Raw genomic sequence first — 17,177 nt, 5'->3', positions numbered from 1 at the left:
CAAATTTAAGCAAAAAAAATAATGACTATTCTGTTAGAAATAGTCATTATAGAGTAAATTTTGTGGGTTTGATTACTCAGAGTAACCTTTTTTTCGTTTTTTATTTAACTCGTTGCCAAGTTTGTGTTCTTCCTACAAGAGAAATCCCGATAAAACCTCTTACGTCTAATTTATCATTTCCGTTAAGAGACATTTTTGCTTTGTATTCTTTTCCGCTGTTAGGATCTAGGATTTTACCTCCATTCCATTCTTTTCCGTTTTTCTTCATTCCAGAAAGAACTTGCATTCCTAATATTGGTTTATTTTTTAATGCTCCTGAACAATCTGTACATTTTGCATCTTCTTTTCCTTTCGTTAGAATTTTGGTTACTTTACCATAAAGCTTTCCATCTTTCTCGAAAATTTCTACGTAAGACTTCGGTTGTTTTGTCTCATCATCAATTGTTTTCCAAGTTCCAATCGGTGATTGAGCATACATTAAAGATGTCAACATAAAGAATAATCCGAATAAAATTGATTTTTTCATATTTTTATCCTTTAAAATTTATTTCACTAAAATAACTCTTTTTTAGTGTAAATAAAACACTAAGGTTTATTTTTTGTGAAAATAATTACTTTTTAAACAAAAAATAGATTTATTCCATTGATTATCAAATGTTTATTTTTTAAATTAATTTTAAATAAATTGTTTTAACCTTTATTCATAAAAGTCAAATGTAATCTTATATTATTCTTGAATGAAGGTTAAAAAGAAGTTAATTTTCATCATTTATTGCATTTTTTCCTACAATTTCTTCTTTAAGATAAAAAAAACATATAAATTTATCTACTATTTAGATAGAGTTTATAGAATAATAAAAAAAATGAATCAACTAACAAGATATAGTTTACCTTTTAGAAAACAAGAATTAGAACAATTGATAGAGAATATCATTTATGATGAGATTTTTCAACAACCAAATTCTTCATATAAGAGAGAGGAACTACTGAATCAATTCAATTCTATCTTATTAAAAATATTACCTGAAGATAAATCGAATCAAATTAGTCTTCACTTTTTTGATCAATTTTCAAAACTTAGACAAGAATTAGAAGAATTGATTTTTGTATTCTATGCAAATGATCCAGCTTCTAAATCAGAAATTGAAATTATTTTAGCATATCCCGGATTTTTTGCAATCGCAATCTATCGTTTGGCAAATATCCTTTATAAATTAAAAACACCTATTCTACCCCGCTTTTTTACTGAATATGCACATTCCAAAACTGGTATTGATATTCATCCCGGAGCTTCGATTGGCAAAAATTTTTATATCGATCATGGAACTGGAATTGTCATTGGAGAAACAACATGTATTGGCGATAATGTAAAAATCTATCAAGGTGTAACATTAGGTGCGTTTTATGTTTCGAAGAATTTAGCAGATAAAAAACGTCATCCAACGATAGAAGATAATGTTACAATCTATGCTGGAGCAACAATTTTAGGAGGATCTACAATTATTGGAAAAAACTCTGTAATCGGTGGAAATGTTTGGATTACAGAAAGTATTGAAGAAAATTCTATCGTTTATCAAGAACAACAACCACAGATAAAAAAGCAAAAAAAAGAACAACATATTAATTATATCATCTAAAACCTTAGATCAATGATTTACAATAACGTATTAGAAACCATAGGAAATACACCAATTATTAAACTAACAAAACTATTTCCTCATCATAATGTTTACATTAAAATAGAAAAACAAAATCCCGGCGGATCAATCAAAGATAGAATCGCTTTAGCAATGATAGAAGATGCAGAAAAAGCTGGAATTCTAAAACCTGGAGGCACGATTATAGAACCAACTTCTGGAAACACTGGAATTGGATTGTCTTTAGTAGCTGCTGTAAAAGGATACAAAATCATCATTACAATGCCAGAATCTATGTCAATCGAAAGACGTAAAATAATGGAAGCTTATGGTGCTGAATTTGTTTTGACTCCGAAGGAATTAGGAATGAAAGGTGCAATCGAAAAAGCAAAAGAATTAGCCGAAACAATAGAAGGAGCTTGGGTTCCTCAACAATTTGAAAATAATTCGAATCCAACTGTACATTATAATACCACAGCAAAAGAAATTCTTGCAGATTTCCCTGAAGGAGTAGATTATTTAATTACAGGAGTTGGAACTGGAGGGCATCTTTCTGGAATTGGAAAAGCATTGAAAGAAGTTAATCCATCAACAAAAGTAATTGCTGTAGAACCAATAGATTCTCCCGTTATATCTGGAGGAAATCCTGGTCCGCATGCAATTCAAGGAATTGGAGCTGGATTCATTCCAACCAATTTAGATACATCAATTGTAGATTCTTCAATCCAAATTACGAAAGATGAAGCCTTTGATTTTGCAAAAAAAATAGCCCACGAAGAAGGACTATTTGTAGGAATTTCAACTGGAGCTTCTCTTGCAGCAATTGAAAAACAATTAAATAACATAGATAAAGAAGCAAAAATATTGACACTCAACTACGATACTGGCGAACGCTATTTATCTGTAGAAGGGTTATTCTAATTTATTATTAAATTTTTAAACAAAAAGAGATATTGTCAAAATGTCTCTTTTTTTTATTTAATTGAGTCAAAAAGTCAGCTTTTAAAGTTTTAATTCTAGTTTGGACTTTTTTTTGATGAATATAGAAAAACAAAACCAATATAAAAAAACTAAAAGACAATGGATTTTAATCAATTTACAATAAAAGGTCGCGAAGCGATTCAATCAGCGCAACAAATTGCTGTTGAGCATAAAAACCAAGCAATAGAACCAGCTCATATTTTAGGAGGAATGATTGATGTTGATGAAAACGTTTTATCATTAATCTTAGAAAAGCAGGGTGTAAAAATGGATATGTTGAAACCTGAATTAGATTTAGAAATCAATAAATATCCAAGAATAGAAGGTCAACAAGGAAATCATCTTTCCAATTCATCTAACCAAATTTTGCAAACAGCACAAGAAATTGCAAAAGAGATGAATGATGATTTCATCACCTTAGAACATTTATTATTAGGAATAATCAAGAATGTATCGCCAGTAAGTCAGTTATTAAAAAATAGAGGTGTAACATTCGACAATACAAAAAAATTAGTAACAGAATTGAGAAACGGAGAAAGAGTAACTTCTGAAAATGCAGAAGGAACATATAATTCATTAAATAAATATGCTAAAAACTTAACAGATTTAGCAAAAGAAGGAAAATTAGATCCTGTAATTGGACGTGACGAAGAAATTCGTCGTGTTTTACAAATCTTATCACGTCGTACAAAAAATAACCCAATCTTAATTGGTGAGCCAGGTGTTGGTAAAACTGCAATAGCAGAAGGATTAGCACATCGTATCATCAGTGGAGATGTTCCTGAAAATCTTTTGGATAAACAAATCTTTTCATTGGATATGGGAGCGTTAGTTGCTGGAGCAAAATACAAAGGTGAATTCGAAGAACGTTTGAAAGCAGTTGTAAAAGAAGTAACAGCTTCTAATGGAGAAATTATTTTATTCATCGATGAGATTCATACACTTGTTGGTGCTGGCGGTGGCGGAGAAGGCGCTATGGATGCAGCAAATATCCTAAAACCAGCTTTAGCTCGTGGAGAATTACGTTCAATTGGTGCAACAACTTTAAATGAATATCAAAAATATTTTGAAAAAGACAAAGCATTAGAACGTCGTTTTCAGAAAGTAATGGTAGAAGAACCAGACGAAGAATCTGCAATTTCTATCTTACGTGGGATCAAAGATAAATATGAACAACATCATAAAATAGGAATTAAAGACGAAGCGATTATTGCAGCTGTAAAATTATCAACACGTTATATCACAGATCGTTTTTTACCAGATAAAGCCATCGATTTGATGGATGAAGCTGCTTCTAAATTGAGAATGGAGATGAACTCTAAACCAGAAGAGTTAGATAAATTAGATCGTAAAATCATTCAATTAGAAATCGAAATTGAAGCAATTAAACGTGAAGATGACGAGAAAAAATTGAATCTTCTAAAAGAAGAATTATCTAATCTTCAAGATGAAAGAAATCAATTGAATTCGAAATGGGAAGCAGAAAGAAATCGTGCTGATGAAGTTCAAGATTTTAGAAAAAATATCGAAAATATTAAATTCGAAATTGAACGAGCTAAACGTGATTATGATTATGCAAAAGCCTCAAAATTAGAATTTGAAGATTTAGTTATTGCAAAAAATAATTTAGAAGAAGCAGAACAAAAACTTGAAGAAAATAAACAAAATAAATTAGTAAAAGAATTTGTTGATGCTGATGATATTGCAGAAGTTGTATCAAAATGGACTGGAGTTCCAGCTCAGAAAATGATGCAATCTGATCGTGAAAAATTATTGAATTTAGAAAACGAATTACACAAACGTGTATTAGGTCAAGAAGAAGCTATTACAGCTGTTTCTGATGCTATTCGTCGTTCACGAGCTGGTCTTAGCGATGAAGGAAAACCAATCGGATCTTTCTTATTCTTAGGATCAACTGGTGTTGGTAAAACAGAATTAGCAAAAGCATTAGCCGAATTCTTATTCGATGATGAAAATGCAATGACGCGTATCGATATGTCTGAATATCAAGAGCGCCATGCCGTTTCTCGTTTGGTTGGGGCACCTCCGGGTTACGTTGGTTACGATGAAGGTGGACAATTAACAGAAGCTGTTCGTCGTCGTCCTTATTCAGTTATTTTATTGGACGAAATTGAGAAAGCGCATCCAGATGTTTTCAATATTTTGTTACAAGTTTTAGATGATGGTCGTTTAACAGATAACAAAGGTCGTGTGGTAAACTTCAAAAATACAATTATCATCATGACATCGAATTTTGGTTCGCATACAATTTTAGAGAAATTCTCGAATATTGATGAAGGTAATGTAGCAGAAGTTTATAATGAAACAAAAGATGTGGTTTTTGAAGAATTGAAACAAAACTTTAGACCAGAATTTTTGAATCGTATTGATGAAATTATCTTGTTCCGCCCATTAAGCGAAAATCAAATTTCTGGAATTGTAAATATCTATTTAAACGGAGTAGCGAAAAAATTAGCTCAACGCGATATCACATTAGATATTACACCAGAAGCAATTGATTATTTGGCTCGAAAAGGTTACGATCCTCAATTTGGAGCACGACCATTGAAAAGAGTTATTCAACAAGATGTTTTAAATGAACTTTCTAAAGAGATTTTGAAAGGAACAATAAATGATAATGATGCTGTTTTAATCGATTATTTCGAAGAAAAACCAGGAGATAATAAATTAGTTTTTAGAACTAATCAGTAAATAGATTACGAATTTTTATTCATGTGTGAAAAATCCGCTCAAAGAGCGGATTTTTTTATTTTGACTTTTAACTAAAAGATATTTTTAATCTTTTTTATGTATAAAATCATCATTTTTAGATTACTATTTAAAATAAATTTGCCTAAATTTTAATAAATATGTTTAAGAATTTATTTTCCATTGCTTTTGCAATTATCGGAATATTTATACATGCACAAGTAGGTATAGGAACAGATAAGCCAAATACTTCATCTATTTTAGATGTTAAATCTTCTACAGCTGGAATTCTTATACCAAGAATAGCTTTAACAAATACAACCACTTTTCAACTTAATGGATCAAAAACAATTGCTGAACAATTTTTAGCAAATTCCATGTTAGTTTACAATACATCTAACCAAAATGATTTAACTGAAGGATATTATTATTGGAAACAAATTAATAATACGACTAATGGAAAGTGGGTTAAATTAACTAATAGCCAAGACAATGTTGTTTCAGCTAGAAATGGGTTAAAAATTGATTCTAATCAAAATGTTGTATTAGGTGGAATATTAACAAATCCCACTTCAATAGAAACAACTGCAACAGAAACACTTGCAATAAAAGGTTTGCAAACAGGAAATAATATAACAGACAAAATCGTTACAACAGATGCAAATGGAGTATTAAAAGCTGTAAACTCCACACTACCAAAAATATTCTACATGCCATCGATAACCTTAGATGTTTCCGCTTTAGGAACAGGAAAAAAAGTTGATTTATATACAGCGTACTTAAATCAATTCGGAACACCAAAAGTAAAAAGCCAAAATGCTCCTTCTTCAATACCAACTTATACAAAAGATCAACTATACTATTATGTAACCTATTTTGATACTAATGTATTTTCAGTCACATCAATTGATGAAAATGGTATAATGACTTATGATGTTAAAGGATCAGCAACAAGCTCATCTTACATGAATATTGTATTTGTTGTTAAATAAATTTACCAATGAAGAAATATTTTATCATTTACTTTTTCTTTTTATTAGGAAATATCCTTTTTGGACAATTTATTATAAAAGAAAGTTTCAAATCAAATAAAGTTTCAAGTAATATTATTCTTGGAGGCGTAGCCACATTAACTGCAGGAAAATCAGATCCTGATGGAGATGGCTGGTTAAGACTAACTCCGGATTCTATGAGTCAAAAAGGTTATGCTTTCATAAATGAAGACTTTCCTTCTGCTTTAGGTATAATAGCTGAGTTTGAGTTTAAAGCATGGCGTTCATCTCAAAACACTTCTTATACTGGAGGCGATGGATTTTCAGTCTTCTTATTTGATGGTTCTATATCGCCTACTAATTTTCGGCTTGGAGGATATGGTGGTTCGCTAGGATATACAAGAAATACAGCAACTACTCCTCCAGTTCCAAATGGTTTATACGGAGGTTATATTGGAATTGGGTTTGATTCATTCGGAAATTTCGGGAATGCTAAAGAAGGTAAAAATGGTTTAATTTCAAAATCAAGTGATCCAATTCCCAAAGATCCAAATGTAGGTGATGGGACAATTCCAAATACAATTGTATTAAGAGGAGCAACAAACGAGGAAACAGCTACTTCATCTAATCTTATTCTAGATTATGCAAAACTTGGAGATAGGAGCGTTAATGCAGCTACAATGCGGCTAATTGGTGAACTGGATTATGATGTATTAACACCTACTCGTCCAACAGATAATCAATTTTTTAGAAAAGTAAAAATTGTAATTCTTCCTATTACAAAACCAAATAATTCTATGAGCTATCAAATTAAAATTTACATGTCTAATACCTTAAATTCTGATTATAGTTCAATACCTTTAATTGATTATACAACTACACAACCTATTCCTTCAAAGTTAAAAATTGGTTTTGCAGCTTCTACAGGAGGTGGATATAATAATCATGAAATTCGAAATTTACAAATCACATCAATAGGAAATCTAAGTGTTTTTAATTCTGTAGATACACCTTTAGTTTGTAATGAAAAACAAATACAAGATGTTATTTTCAGAGTTGATGTCAACAACATTAATGGCGCTAAGTTAAATTCTATTCAAGTTGATAGTAATTTTTTAGATAAAATAGGAGGTTCTTTAATCGATACAAACTTTTTTTCAATTACAGACATTACTTATTCAAATAACATTACCAATCCTCAAATTCAAAATCATGGTAATCATTTTAATGGAACTATAGGTTTACCTGCTGATAGCTCTGGAAGTATTTATATAAAAGGAACTATTAAAAAACCAAATACTCAAGTTGTAAATACTGTTAATGTTTCATCTAATGAAATTTTAGATCCAGATGAAAGTAATAATACATCGACAGATATTGTAAAAAGATATCAATGCGAAATTGTTACAAATCCAATGTTATACATTAAAACTAAATAAAATTAAAAAGGCTATTTTACAAAAAGTAAAATAGCCTTTTTTTTATTTCTTCTTTTTATAAAGCGGAACCGTACTACAAGCTTCACCAAACATCAACGAACTTACAATTGGTTGTAAACGCTCAATCAACTGAATGTAGGCTGATTCTGGAACAGGTTTATGTGAACAACCTTTTACGATTATTTTACCATCAATATATTCATCATAAGGCAAATGATCTACAATTTCGGTATACAAAATCGTATCCAAATCTTGTAAACTTCCATGTACAATTCGTTTAGCAATCGGAGACAAATACGTCGCAACCAATAAATATGCCCAAGAAGGAACAATTGCATCTGCTGTACAAGTTAAAGCAATGTATTTATCTTGATATTGAGACCAATCATGATTTTTAAGATTCTCTCTAAAATCCTTTTCTTTAAGAATCAATTCTTCGTATAGCCAATCCTTTAAATCAAAAACAACACGATCTCCATCTGGATAAAAATCCTGTAAATCTATTGTTACTAAGCCACTTTTGGCAACTTTATTTATAATTTCGTCTGACATTTTTCTTTGTTTCAAAAAGTAAATTTACGCAATAAAAAACATTGAAATCTACTCCACTTATAGATTTCTCCTATCTTTGTAAGAAGAAAAATTATTTCCATTGAAATACTATATCATTGCAGGTGAAGCTTCGGGCGATTTGCACGCATCGAACTTAATGAAAGAATTAAAATTAAAAGATCCTCAAGCAGAATTCAGATTTTGGGGAGGAGATTTGATGCAAGCACAAGGAGGAACTTTGGTCAAACATTACAGAGATTTGGCATTTATGGGTTTTGCCGAAGTTGTAATGAATTTAAGAACTATTTTAGGAAATATTTCTGTTGCTAAAAAAGATATCGAAGCTTATCAACCAGATGCTGTTATTTTGGTTGATTATCCTGGATTTAATTTAAGAATTGCCGAATTCGTAAAAAGTCTTGGGATTAAGGTTTATTATTATATTTCACCACAAATTTGGGCTTGGAAAACTGGTCGAGTTCACAAAATCAAAAAAGTAGTTGATAAAATGTTTGTCATTCTTCCGTTCGAAGAAGAATTTTATAAACGTTACGATTACAAAGTAGAATTTGTCGGAAATCCTTTGTTAGATTCTTTGAATAATCTTCCACCAATTGATGAACAACAATTTAGAAAAGAGCATAATCTAGACGAAAGACCTATTATTGCAATACTTCCAGGAAGTAGAACACAAGAAATAAAAGTAAAATTACCTTTGATGCTTTCTGTTGAAAAAGATTTTCCAGCTTATCAATTTGTTGTTGCTGGAGCTCCATCTCAACCAATCGAAAATTATAAAAAAATTGGAGGAAACAACCTAAAAATTGTTGAGAACAAAACTTATGATTTATTGCGTATTTCGCATGCTGCTCTAGTTACATCTGGAACTGCAACTTTGGAAACTGCTTTGTTGAAAGTTCCTGAAGTTGTTTGCTATAAAGGAAATGCTATTTCTTATGAAATTGGAAAACGTGTTGTAAAAAATATTCGCTTTATTTCATTAGTTAATCTAATTATGGACGAAGAAGTTGTAAAAGAATTAATTCAATACGATTTAACTTACGAAAATATTAAGCATGAATTAGATTTAATTTTAAATTCTCCAAAACGTGAAAAGATCATGAAAAGTTATGATGAATTATATCAGAAACTTGGCGGAATCGGTGCTTCGGAAAGAACAGCAACTCTTATTGTTGAAGATTTAAAAAAATAAATTAAAAAAAGAGAAAAGTTACACGCAACCTTTTTGGTTTTTGTCATCTTATAAATATATATCATTCAGATCTGATTTTTATATTTCAGATTGTAAGGATGTAAAAGTTTACAACCTTTTCTAACAATTTAATCCTCTTGATTTCAAGAGGATTTTTTATTTTTACACTGATAAAATTAAATTCTTACGCAACCTTTCTTAAAATCTATATCTTACTTTTATAACAATTAAAAACTTACACAATGAAATTAATGAAAAGATTAAGCATGTTTGCTTTGGTAGGAATTTTAGGTTTATCAACATTTAGTTGTTTAAACAATGATGATTCAGCTTTTACAAATTATGGTTTATTACCTACTACTTCAATCTATGTTCACGAGGATTCTATTCAGCCAGTAGGAAAAATTACAAATATTCATGTAACTTATGGAAAAACAAATTCTTGTCAACAATTTATTCAATTTAGTTCTTTAGGAGAAGATACACAATTTAAACATCATATTGGTGTTTATGCGAGTTTAACAAATGATAATTCTTGTAAACAAGAAATTTCTTTTGAAACAAAAACGTTAAAATTCGCACCTAAAACTGCAGGAAAATATACCTTAAAATTTTGGACAAGTTATCAACCGAATACTAATGAACCAATTTATGATTCTATCGTTCTAAATATTAAAGATAAATAATACCAAATAAATTTGAATAACGACTCTCTTGAATATTTAATCAAGCAATGTCAAGAACAAAACAGAAAAGCTCAAGAAGAAATCTACATTGAGTTTTCTTCTGTTTTATTCTCGATCTGTCTTCGCTATGCTGAAAGCTACGAAGATGCACAAGATATTTTTCAAGAGGGCTTTATTCACATCTTTAATAAAATTAATCAATTCAAATTTGAAGGTTCTTTCGAAGGTTGGATGAAACGAATAATGGTAAATCTGAATTTAGAGAAACTAAAAAAGAAGAGAAACTTACCGTTCGAAAACGTCGAAAATATAATTATCACACAAGAAGATGATGACGAAATTGAAGAAAATTTTGATTATCAACAATTATTAAAAGCCATTCATAAACTTTCACCACAATACAGGCAAGTTTTTAACCTCTACGTTTTTGAAGAATATTCACATCAAGAAATTGCAACAATGTTGAACATTTCTGTAGGAACTTCAAAATCAAACTTATCAAGAGCACGAAATTTATTAAAAGAAAGACTTAATCAATTAAAAACTGTCACAGTAAATGAACAAATTTGATCAACATATTAAAGATAAACTCTCGCAACCACATCTTCCTCCAACGGATTCTTGGAAAAACATTCAAGAAAAATTAGATGAAAAAGAGAAAAAGAAAAGAATCATTCCTTTATTCTATTGGCTTACATCAACTGCGGCTTGTTTAGTGGCTGGAATATCTATTTATTATTTTAATCAAAAAGATTCAGTTAATGTTAATCATTTTCAAAAAAATGAAATCGTAAAAAAGAAATCAACAGCCAATGAATCAATCAAAAAAGAATGGAATAAAATCGAAAAAACAAATGAAGAATCTTCTGATAAAAAGATGGATTATTCTTTAGAAAATTCAATTCAAGTTAATCCAAAAACAGCAGAAAATTCAAGTTCATATTTTGAAAAAACAAATGAAGAATCAACTTTATTTTCAAACATTATTATTAACAAAAAAGAAGAATTAACTGAAATAAATTCAAATCAAAAAGAAAATTTTAATCAAAATAATCATTCCTTCAACCAAAAAAATGAGGGAACTAATAAAAAATTAAATTCTAATTTATTAGAAGAAAAACCTTTAGAATTAGTAATCGAAGAAGAAAAAAAGGAAAACAATAAATCTGAAAAAGTTGAAGTCAAACAAAAATCTCCAATTTTAGTTGTTTCTTCCTATATAAATCCGACTAAAATGTTGAATTCTAAATCGATTTTGGCAGATGAATTCAATGATCTTAATGTCAAAAATAATTTAACTGTTGCTTATGGAGCAAAGGTTTCTGTGCGTGTAAATGATAAGATAAATCTTCGTTCTGGTATTTCAAAAGTCGAGTTAGAACAAAATACAACAAACATTAACACAGGCATTAATACTGGTTATTATGCGCTACCCGCGAGCACTCCAAAAACATCTAGTAACATTACATATTATAGCAATATAAGAGTTCTTTCTAGTGAAACAAATCACAATGCAATGCTTACAATTTTCGATTCTCAGGCAAACAAAATGGAACAAAAAGTACATTATATTGAAATTCCGGTAGAAGTCGAGTATAAATTAGCAAGTTTTGATAAATTTAATCTTCTCGCAACTGCTGGAGGAAGTTACTATATGGTAACTAAAAACGCAATTACATTAACAGATGTTAACACTCGAAATCAGTATACGCTGGGTAAAGCGAATAATTTAAATAATATGAGTTATAGTGCGAATGCGGGTGTTAAATTGGAATATAATTTATCGAATAAATCCAGCCTTAATCTTGAGCCAAACTATAGATACATGCTAAACCCATTAAAAAATGTTGAGGCTAAAAATCCTTCTTTATTAGGTTTAAACTTAGGTTTTTCAATTAAGTTTTAACAAAAAAAAGACGAAGTTATTCTTCGCCTTTGTTATTGTTTAATTTGATTGCTATTGTATTGTTATCCGCACTCATTTCAACTTTAGCTTCTTCAAAAGTTGGTTCGCGCAAAATAGGATCCAAGTTTTTAGAAAAACCATAAGGCTCCTTTCGAACACCTAAAAAACTTTTGTCAAGCTTTTTATTGTTGTTCATATCCAAATAAACTTTCACGGCATAGAAAGTAGGTTCTATATCTTTAAAAACCGTTTCATATTTATCTATATCTGCAATAGGAACATACAATTTTTTGAATGCATTTTGCCCTTTTGTATAGTTTTCTACATTTCTATAAAATTCAATAGCTAAATTCCCTTTCATTTTCTTAAGGTTTGTTATTGATAATTTTACATCAATCTGAGCCATTGCCATTTGTGTAAAAAACAACAAACTTAATATAAGAATTTTCTTCATCTTTAATTTTTTTTTAATTAATTCGTTTACAAATAATTAAAACCAACTATTTGTGAATAAAATTATAAATTATTAGGATGAAAAAGTATCTTTTTTTGACCCTAACAATATGTTTCTCAATTGGAATAATTTTATCCGAATTATTAATTTCTGCTACAAATTTACGAATTATATTTTTTTTACTAATTATTCTACTTTTTATCTCTTTGTTAAAAAATAATAATCGTCAAAATATCATTACTTTTCTAGCGATTTCTACAATTTTAGGCTATTATATTCATCAAAATTATAATCAAAAAACAAAAAATGATATAGAATCTGTTTCAAAGATGCATTTAGTAAAAGTTCTGTATATTTCTAATTCTTCCGAAAAATACACCAATTATGTTGTAAAAGATATTGAAACCAATGAACAGATTTTGCTTCACATAAAACCTCAACAACAAACTTTGTATCCGAATGACGAAATCATAATTTTCGGAGAAAAAAGAGAAATTCAAAAAGCATTAAATCCATATCAATTTGATTATAAACGTTACTTAAGTAGAAAAAATATTTATTCTCAAATATTTACAAATGAAATTATTTCATTTCGAAAAGAAGGAAATGGATTTCGGAATTGGGTTGCAAAATCAAAAGTAAAAATTAGAGAAAAACTAACAGAACAAGGTTATTCGCTAGAAAGTAGAGCAATTATTTCTTCGATGCTTTTGGGCGATAGAACTGAGCTTTCGCAAGAACTAAATCAAAGTTATGTAGCAACAGGAGTTGTGCATATTTTGTCAATTTCGGGTTTACATGTTATGATGATTTACATGATATTGCAATTTGTTTTACAACCTTTATTAAAACTAAAACATGGAACAAAAATTAGAATAATTATTAGTTTAATTTCGATTTGGATTTTTGCATTTTATGTCGAATTACAACCGCCAGTTTTTCGTTCAGCATTGATGATTTCGATTTATTATATCAGCGAATTACTCAATCGACCAAAAAATATTTTCCACACACTTTCACTCTCAGCTTTTATTATTTTGGTATTTCAACCGAATTATTTGTTTGATGTTGGTTTTCAGTTAAGTTTTTCGGCTGTGTTTTTCATTGTTTGGTTGAATCCTATTTTCGATTATTATTGGAAAGTAAAGAATAGCTTTTTAAAGAAAATAAAAGTTATGATTGCAACAAGTTTATCTGCACAAATAGGAACTTTACCAGTTTCTGTTTTGTATTTTAATCAATTTTCGGGTTTATTTTTATTTGGAAATTTAGTTTTAATTCCAGCTTCTTTCTTCATGATTTGTGGCGGAATCATTAGTATTTTTCTGATTATTTTTGATCTTAATATTCCAATCTACACTTGGCTTTTCAATCATTTTATTTATTATTCGAATCAATATATTTATTGGTTGGCAAGTTTTAAGTTTATTGCAAAAGATGTTTACATCAGCTTATTTACTGCAATATTGATTGGGATTATTTTATACTTTTTGAAACCTTTATTTCTCAAAAAATCTAAACTTGCATTATTTGTTTGTATCCTTTGTTTGTTTCTGATTCAAATAGATCGATTTTATCAAGTTTATCAACTCAACAATTCGAATGAATTAATTGTTTTCAATCAATATAAAAATAGTATTATTGGAATTCGAAATCAGCGAAATTTAACCATTCTAAGCGAAAATCCTTTAGATGAAAAAACATATAATTTCACGATTAAACCTTATAAAATTCATGAACGAATAAAAGATGTTTATTTTCATTCTTATGATTCTAACTTTAAGCATCAACATTTTATCAAACATCAAAATTCAATCGAAACAAAAACATTTCAACTTTTGTTGAATGAAGAAAAACACTCTTCTTTTCTTCCTACTTATGTCTTAATTCATCAATCGAACATTTATCCTTTTGAAAATAATAGCAAATTAAAAAGGGTAATTGCTGATGCTAGCAACTACCCTTCTATTCTTACAGAACTCGAAGAAAAATCGGATTCTATTTTATGGAAAACCTCTCAACAAGGTTATTTCTCAATTAAATTTTGATATCATTTATAAAATCAAGAGAATTACGGTATCCCAAAACAATTTTGTTGATTTCTCCTTTACCATCCATCAAAACAGTAGCAGGATAACTCAATTGTCCGTTTGTAAAGGCGTAAGCCAAGTAATTCGCTTTAGCAGGCGCAATGTATGTGTATTGTATACCCATAAATTTTACCATATCCTTTGTCTCAGCATCAAATTTTATCGCAATGTAATTTTTGTTTATATAATCTGCGACTTGATTATCTGTAAAAGTTTCTTTATCTAAACGCTTACAGAATCCACACCAAGTTGTATAAAAATTAATTAATACAGGTTTTTCTGGATGTGCTTTTATTTCTTTTGTTGCTTCATCTAATGACAACCATTTAATTTCTTGACCGAAAAGAAATGATGATAAAATTAGGGCAGCGATTGCTAAGCTTGATTTCATAATTTTCAATCTTTATTATTTAACTCCATGCATCAATTTCTTCATTATTGGATTTAATGCAATAACAATTAAACCAGCTACAATTGGTACAATTGTAAAGATTAAGAAGAAAGTTGACAATGAATATTCTTTTGTAATATTTTCGATTTGACCTCCTAAAATGGCTGCCAATTTATTTCCAATTGCAATAGCAAGGTACCACATTCCGAACATAAATGCAATCATACGCGCTGGAACTAATTTCGAAACATACGAAAGTCCAACTGGTGATAAGCAAAGTTCTCCTAATGTATGGAACAAGTAAGCTAAAACTAACCAAATGATAGAAACACGAACACCTTCCGAGATTCCATAAGAACCGAAAGCTAAGAATCCGAATCCGATTGCCATAATGATTAATCCTAAACCATATTTTACAGAAGCAGATGGATTGTACTTAGAATCCCAAACACGAGAAACTAAAGAAGCTAATGCAATGATAAAGAAAGAGTTTAATGTAGAGAACCACGAAACTGTGATTTCTACTTGAGAATCTTTTATCTCTGCAACTTTAGCAGGTACAATTTCAGATGGTTTGTTTTGATTTTTATATTCTTCATCCAATTTCACTAAATTCTCAGAAGAAACTAATACAAATTTATCTCCTTCTTTGTGAATATTGATGTCAGATCCTTTTGATAAAGCATCTTGAGAAGCTAAGTTTATTGTTTCTGTTACAATTTTATCTGTAGAGTTTGCAACATAAGAAGCTGTAACTGGTGTTTTAACAAAAACAGGTTGACCTTCGTCATTCATGATTTGTTTACCAGCATCATCTAATTTAGCAGTTTCAATCGCTTGATAAGAAACATCATAAGAATGAGAAGTCCAGTTATAATTCAACATCCAGATTGCAGAAGCCCAAATTCCTAAGAAAGTAATGGCTAAAACAATATTAGATGCAGCGGCTTTTTTGAATGTTTGTTTTGCTAATAAAATCAATACATAAGAGATGAACAACAATGGAACAACTGTTAATAATGTATTGAAAACATTAAATGCCATTGCAGCACCTCCAACCAAGTTACGTTCTGTATTATCACGTGCAAAAATTACTAACGATGTAGCTCCTTGCTCGAAAGACATCCAAAAGAAGATTACGAAGAATGCAAAGATAATTACGGCAATCATACGATCACGAACCACTTTTGTGTAATTAGCCAAACGACGAATTACAACAAAGAAGAACAAGAATAATGCAACTAAAATAACAACATTTTGTCCTGATAAACCAGCAATAGAAAAATTAAATAAGTTAATTCCACCAATTGCATTTAACGGATCATTGAATGCATATCCTAATCCTAAAAGTGTCATAATAACGATTAAGATTTGATCTAGAACTGTAAAAGGATTTGGTTTTTCTCCTGGTTCATATTTTGGTGTATCATCATCTGCAGTAATTTGATTTCCTGTCTTTGATGGTACTTCTCCAATATGTCCAAATAATGGTTTTGCTAACCAGAATTGTAATGTTCCTAATAACATGAAGATACCAGCTAATCCGAATCCCCAATGCCATCCTACTTTTTCAGCTAAGAATCCACATAACATCATTCCGAAGAATGCACCAGCGTTAACTCCCATATAGAAAATTGTATAAGCACCATCCTTTTTCTCAGGGAAGTCTTTATACATTTCTGATAAAATAGATGTCATATTAGGTTTGAAGAATCCTGTTCCTATAACCAAGCACGCTAAACCTAAATATAAGAAAATAGGTGTATCAAAAGCCATAAAAGCATGACCAAGCGTCATAATAATTGCACCAATTACAACTGCCCAGCGATAGCCTATATATTTGTCAGCAATAATACCTCCAAAGATTGGTGTAATGTAGAGTAGCATTGCGTATGTTCCATATAAAGCTGTTGCTTTTTCTATAGACCATTCCCAACCTGGATTTAAACCAATAACTGCAGCTGTTAAAAACTGAATTAATAAAACGCGCATTCCGTAAAACGAGAATCGCTCCCACATTTCCGTAAAGAAAAGCACGAACAATCCTGACGGATGCCCTAATACTTTTGAATCAAAGAAATTTTCCGATTTTGAACTCATGTTTGTTTGTTAAATTATATATCTTAA

General features: G+C 29.8%; 15 protein-coding genes. 10 read left to right on the top strand and 5 right to left on the bottom strand.

All coding sequences use genetic code 11. The annotated features are described in order from the left end of the window. Positions 1 to 100: 100 nt before the first annotated feature. Positions 101 to 526 (bottom strand): DUF2147 domain-containing protein, encoded by a 426-nt coding sequence (locus ACMHJW_RS06765; protein WP_413532655.1) that lies wholly within the window; start codon positions 524 to 526, stop codon positions 101 to 103. Positions 527 to 863: 337 nt separating this feature from the next. Here ACMHJW_RS06765 and epsC point away from each other — a divergent pair, with 337 nt between their 5' ends. From epsC to ACMHJW_RS06740, 5 genes are all read left to right on the top strand, one after another. Beyond that, positions 864 to 1,637, top strand: coding sequence for a serine O-acetyltransferase EpsC (gene epsC, locus ACMHJW_RS06760; RefSeq protein ID WP_413532654.1), 774 nt, complete (start codon positions 864 to 866; stop codon positions 1,635 to 1,637). Positions 1,638 to 1,649: 12 nt separating this feature from the next. Beyond that, the gene (gene cysK / locus ACMHJW_RS06755; RefSeq protein ID WP_413532653.1) at positions 1,650 to 2,558 is read left to right on the top strand and encodes a cysteine synthase A; all 909 of its coding nucleotides are present in this window, start codon (positions 1,650 to 1,652) and stop codon (positions 2,556 to 2,558) included. A 159-nt stretch (positions 2,559 to 2,717) separates the two neighbouring features. Next, positions 2,718 to 5,330 carry an ATP-dependent chaperone ClpB gene (clpB, locus tag ACMHJW_RS06750; protein ID WP_413532652.1) on the top strand — a complete coding sequence of 871 codons (2,613 nt, stop codon included), beginning with the start codon at positions 2,718 to 2,720 and terminating at the stop codon, positions 5,328 to 5,330. Positions 5,331 to 5,488: 158 nt separating this feature from the next. Continuing rightward, on the top strand, positions 5,489 to 6,319 hold the full coding sequence (locus ACMHJW_RS06745) for a hypothetical protein (protein WP_413532651.1): 831 nt from the start codon (positions 5,489 to 5,491) through the stop codon (positions 6,317 to 6,319). Positions 6,320 to 6,327: 8 nt separating this feature from the next. Next, a complete protein-coding gene (locus ACMHJW_RS06740; protein WP_413532650.1) occupies positions 6,328 to 7,758 on the top strand; it encodes a lectin-like domain-containing protein in 1,431 nt (476 codons plus the stop codon). Between the two features lie 42 nt (positions 7,759 to 7,800). Here the strand turns inward: ACMHJW_RS06740 and ACMHJW_RS06735 are convergent, their stop codons facing one another. After that, on the bottom strand, positions 7,801 to 8,310 hold the full coding sequence (locus ACMHJW_RS06735) for a DUF2480 family protein (protein WP_413532649.1): 510 nt from the start codon (positions 8,308 to 8,310) through the stop codon (positions 7,801 to 7,803). A gap of 100 nt (positions 8,311 to 8,410) precedes the next feature. Here ACMHJW_RS06735 and lpxB point away from each other — a divergent pair, with 100 nt between their 5' ends. The 4 genes from lpxB to ACMHJW_RS06715 all read left to right on the top strand — a co-directional run bounded on the left by lpxB (position 8,411) and on the right by ACMHJW_RS06715 (position 12,115). Continuing rightward, positions 8,411 to 9,523, top strand: coding sequence for a lipid-A-disaccharide synthase (gene lpxB / locus ACMHJW_RS06730; RefSeq protein WP_413532648.1), 1,113 nt, complete (start codon positions 8,411 to 8,413; stop codon positions 9,521 to 9,523). A 251-nt stretch (positions 9,524 to 9,774) separates the two neighbouring features. Then, on the top strand, positions 9,775 to 10,209 hold the full coding sequence (locus tag ACMHJW_RS06725; RefSeq protein ID WP_413532647.1) for a hypothetical protein: 435 nt from the start codon (positions 9,775 to 9,777) through the stop codon (positions 10,207 to 10,209). 12 nt (positions 10,210 to 10,221) lie between these two features. Next, positions 10,222 to 10,779, top strand: a complete 558-nt coding sequence (locus ACMHJW_RS06720) for an RNA polymerase sigma factor (RefSeq protein ID WP_413532646.1) — start codon at positions 10,222 to 10,224, stop codon at positions 10,777 to 10,779. Next, positions 10,766 to 12,115, top strand: coding sequence for an outer membrane beta-barrel protein (locus ACMHJW_RS06715; protein WP_413532645.1), 1,350 nt, complete (start codon positions 10,766 to 10,768; stop codon positions 12,113 to 12,115). Before ACMHJW_RS06720 ends, ACMHJW_RS06715 begins: the two co-directional genes overlap by 14 nt. Positions 12,116 to 12,131: 16 nt before the next feature. On the opposite strand, the gene ACMHJW_RS06710 is transcribed toward ACMHJW_RS06715, so the two are convergent. Continuing rightward, positions 12,132 to 12,569, bottom strand: a complete 438-nt coding sequence (locus ACMHJW_RS06710; protein ID WP_413532644.1) for a DUF2141 domain-containing protein — start codon at positions 12,567 to 12,569, stop codon at positions 12,132 to 12,134. A gap of 77 nt (positions 12,570 to 12,646) precedes the next feature. On the opposite strand from ACMHJW_RS06710, the gene ACMHJW_RS06705 reads away from it, so the two are divergent. Beyond that, a complete protein-coding gene (locus tag ACMHJW_RS06705) occupies positions 12,647 to 14,617 on the top strand; it encodes a ComEC/Rec2 family competence protein (protein WP_413532643.1) in 1,971 nt (656 codons plus the stop codon). Here the strand turns inward: ACMHJW_RS06705 and ACMHJW_RS06700 are convergent. Both ACMHJW_RS06700 and ACMHJW_RS06695 read right to left on the bottom strand, forming a co-directional pair. Continuing rightward, complete coding sequence (locus ACMHJW_RS06700) at positions 14,607 to 15,050, bottom strand: thioredoxin family protein (protein WP_413532642.1); 444 nt, start codon at positions 15,048 to 15,050, stop codon at positions 14,607 to 14,609. The genes ACMHJW_RS06705 and ACMHJW_RS06700 overlap by 11 nt on opposite strands. 15 nt (positions 15,051 to 15,065) lie before the next feature. Continuing rightward, entirely contained in the window at positions 15,066 to 17,150 is a 2,085-nt protein-coding gene (locus ACMHJW_RS06695) for a peptide MFS transporter (protein ID WP_413532641.1), read from the bottom strand. Positions 17,151 to 17,177: the final 27 nt, after the last annotated feature.

Origin of the sequence: Empedobacter brevis, from assembly GCF_965118635.1 — a bacterium.
Taxonomy (GTDB): domain Bacteria; phylum Bacteroidota; class Bacteroidia; order Flavobacteriales; family Weeksellaceae; genus Empedobacter; species Empedobacter brevis_A.
This window is presented reverse-complemented; position numbering and strand designations above follow the sequence as displayed.

Bases quoted from the DNA above. Each gene is read 5' to 3' on its own strand.
- ACMHJW_RS06765 (WP_413532655.1), bottom strand. From the start codon at position 526: ATGAAAAAATCAATTTTATTCGGATTATTCTTTATGTTGACATCTTTA.
- epsC (WP_413532654.1), top strand. From the start codon at position 864: ATGAATCAACTAACAAGATATAGTTTACCTTTTAGAAAACAAGAATTA.
- cysK (WP_413532653.1), top strand. From the start codon at position 1,650: ATGATTTACAATAACGTATTAGAAACCATAGGAAATACACCAATTATT.
- clpB (WP_413532652.1), top strand. From the start codon at position 2,718: ATGGATTTTAATCAATTTACAATAAAAGGTCGCGAAGCGATTCAATCA.
- ACMHJW_RS06745 (WP_413532651.1), top strand. From the start codon at position 5,489: ATGTTTAAGAATTTATTTTCCATTGCTTTTGCAATTATCGGAATATTT.
- ACMHJW_RS06740 (WP_413532650.1), top strand. From the start codon at position 6,328: ATGAAGAAATATTTTATCATTTACTTTTTCTTTTTATTAGGAAATATC.
- ACMHJW_RS06735 (WP_413532649.1), bottom strand. From the start codon at position 8,310: ATGTCAGACGAAATTATAAATAAAGTTGCCAAAAGTGGCTTAGTAACA.
- ACMHJW_RS06725 (WP_413532647.1), top strand. From the start codon at position 9,775: ATGAAAAGATTAAGCATGTTTGCTTTGGTAGGAATTTTAGGTTTATCA.
- ACMHJW_RS06715 (WP_413532645.1), top strand. From the start codon at position 10,766: ATGAACAAATTTGATCAACATATTAAAGATAAACTCTCGCAACCACAT.
- ACMHJW_RS06710 (WP_413532644.1), bottom strand. From the start codon at position 12,569: ATGAAGAAAATTCTTATATTAAGTTTGTTGTTTTTTACACAAATGGCA.
- ACMHJW_RS06705 (WP_413532643.1), top strand. From the start codon at position 12,647: ATGAAAAAGTATCTTTTTTTGACCCTAACAATATGTTTCTCAATTGGA.
- ACMHJW_RS06700 (WP_413532642.1), bottom strand. From the start codon at position 15,050: ATGAAATCAAGCTTAGCAATCGCTGCCCTAATTTTATCATCATTTCTT.
- ACMHJW_RS06695 (WP_413532641.1), bottom strand. From the start codon at position 17,150: ATGAGTTCAAAATCGGAAAATTTCTTTGATTCAAAAGTATTAGGGCAT.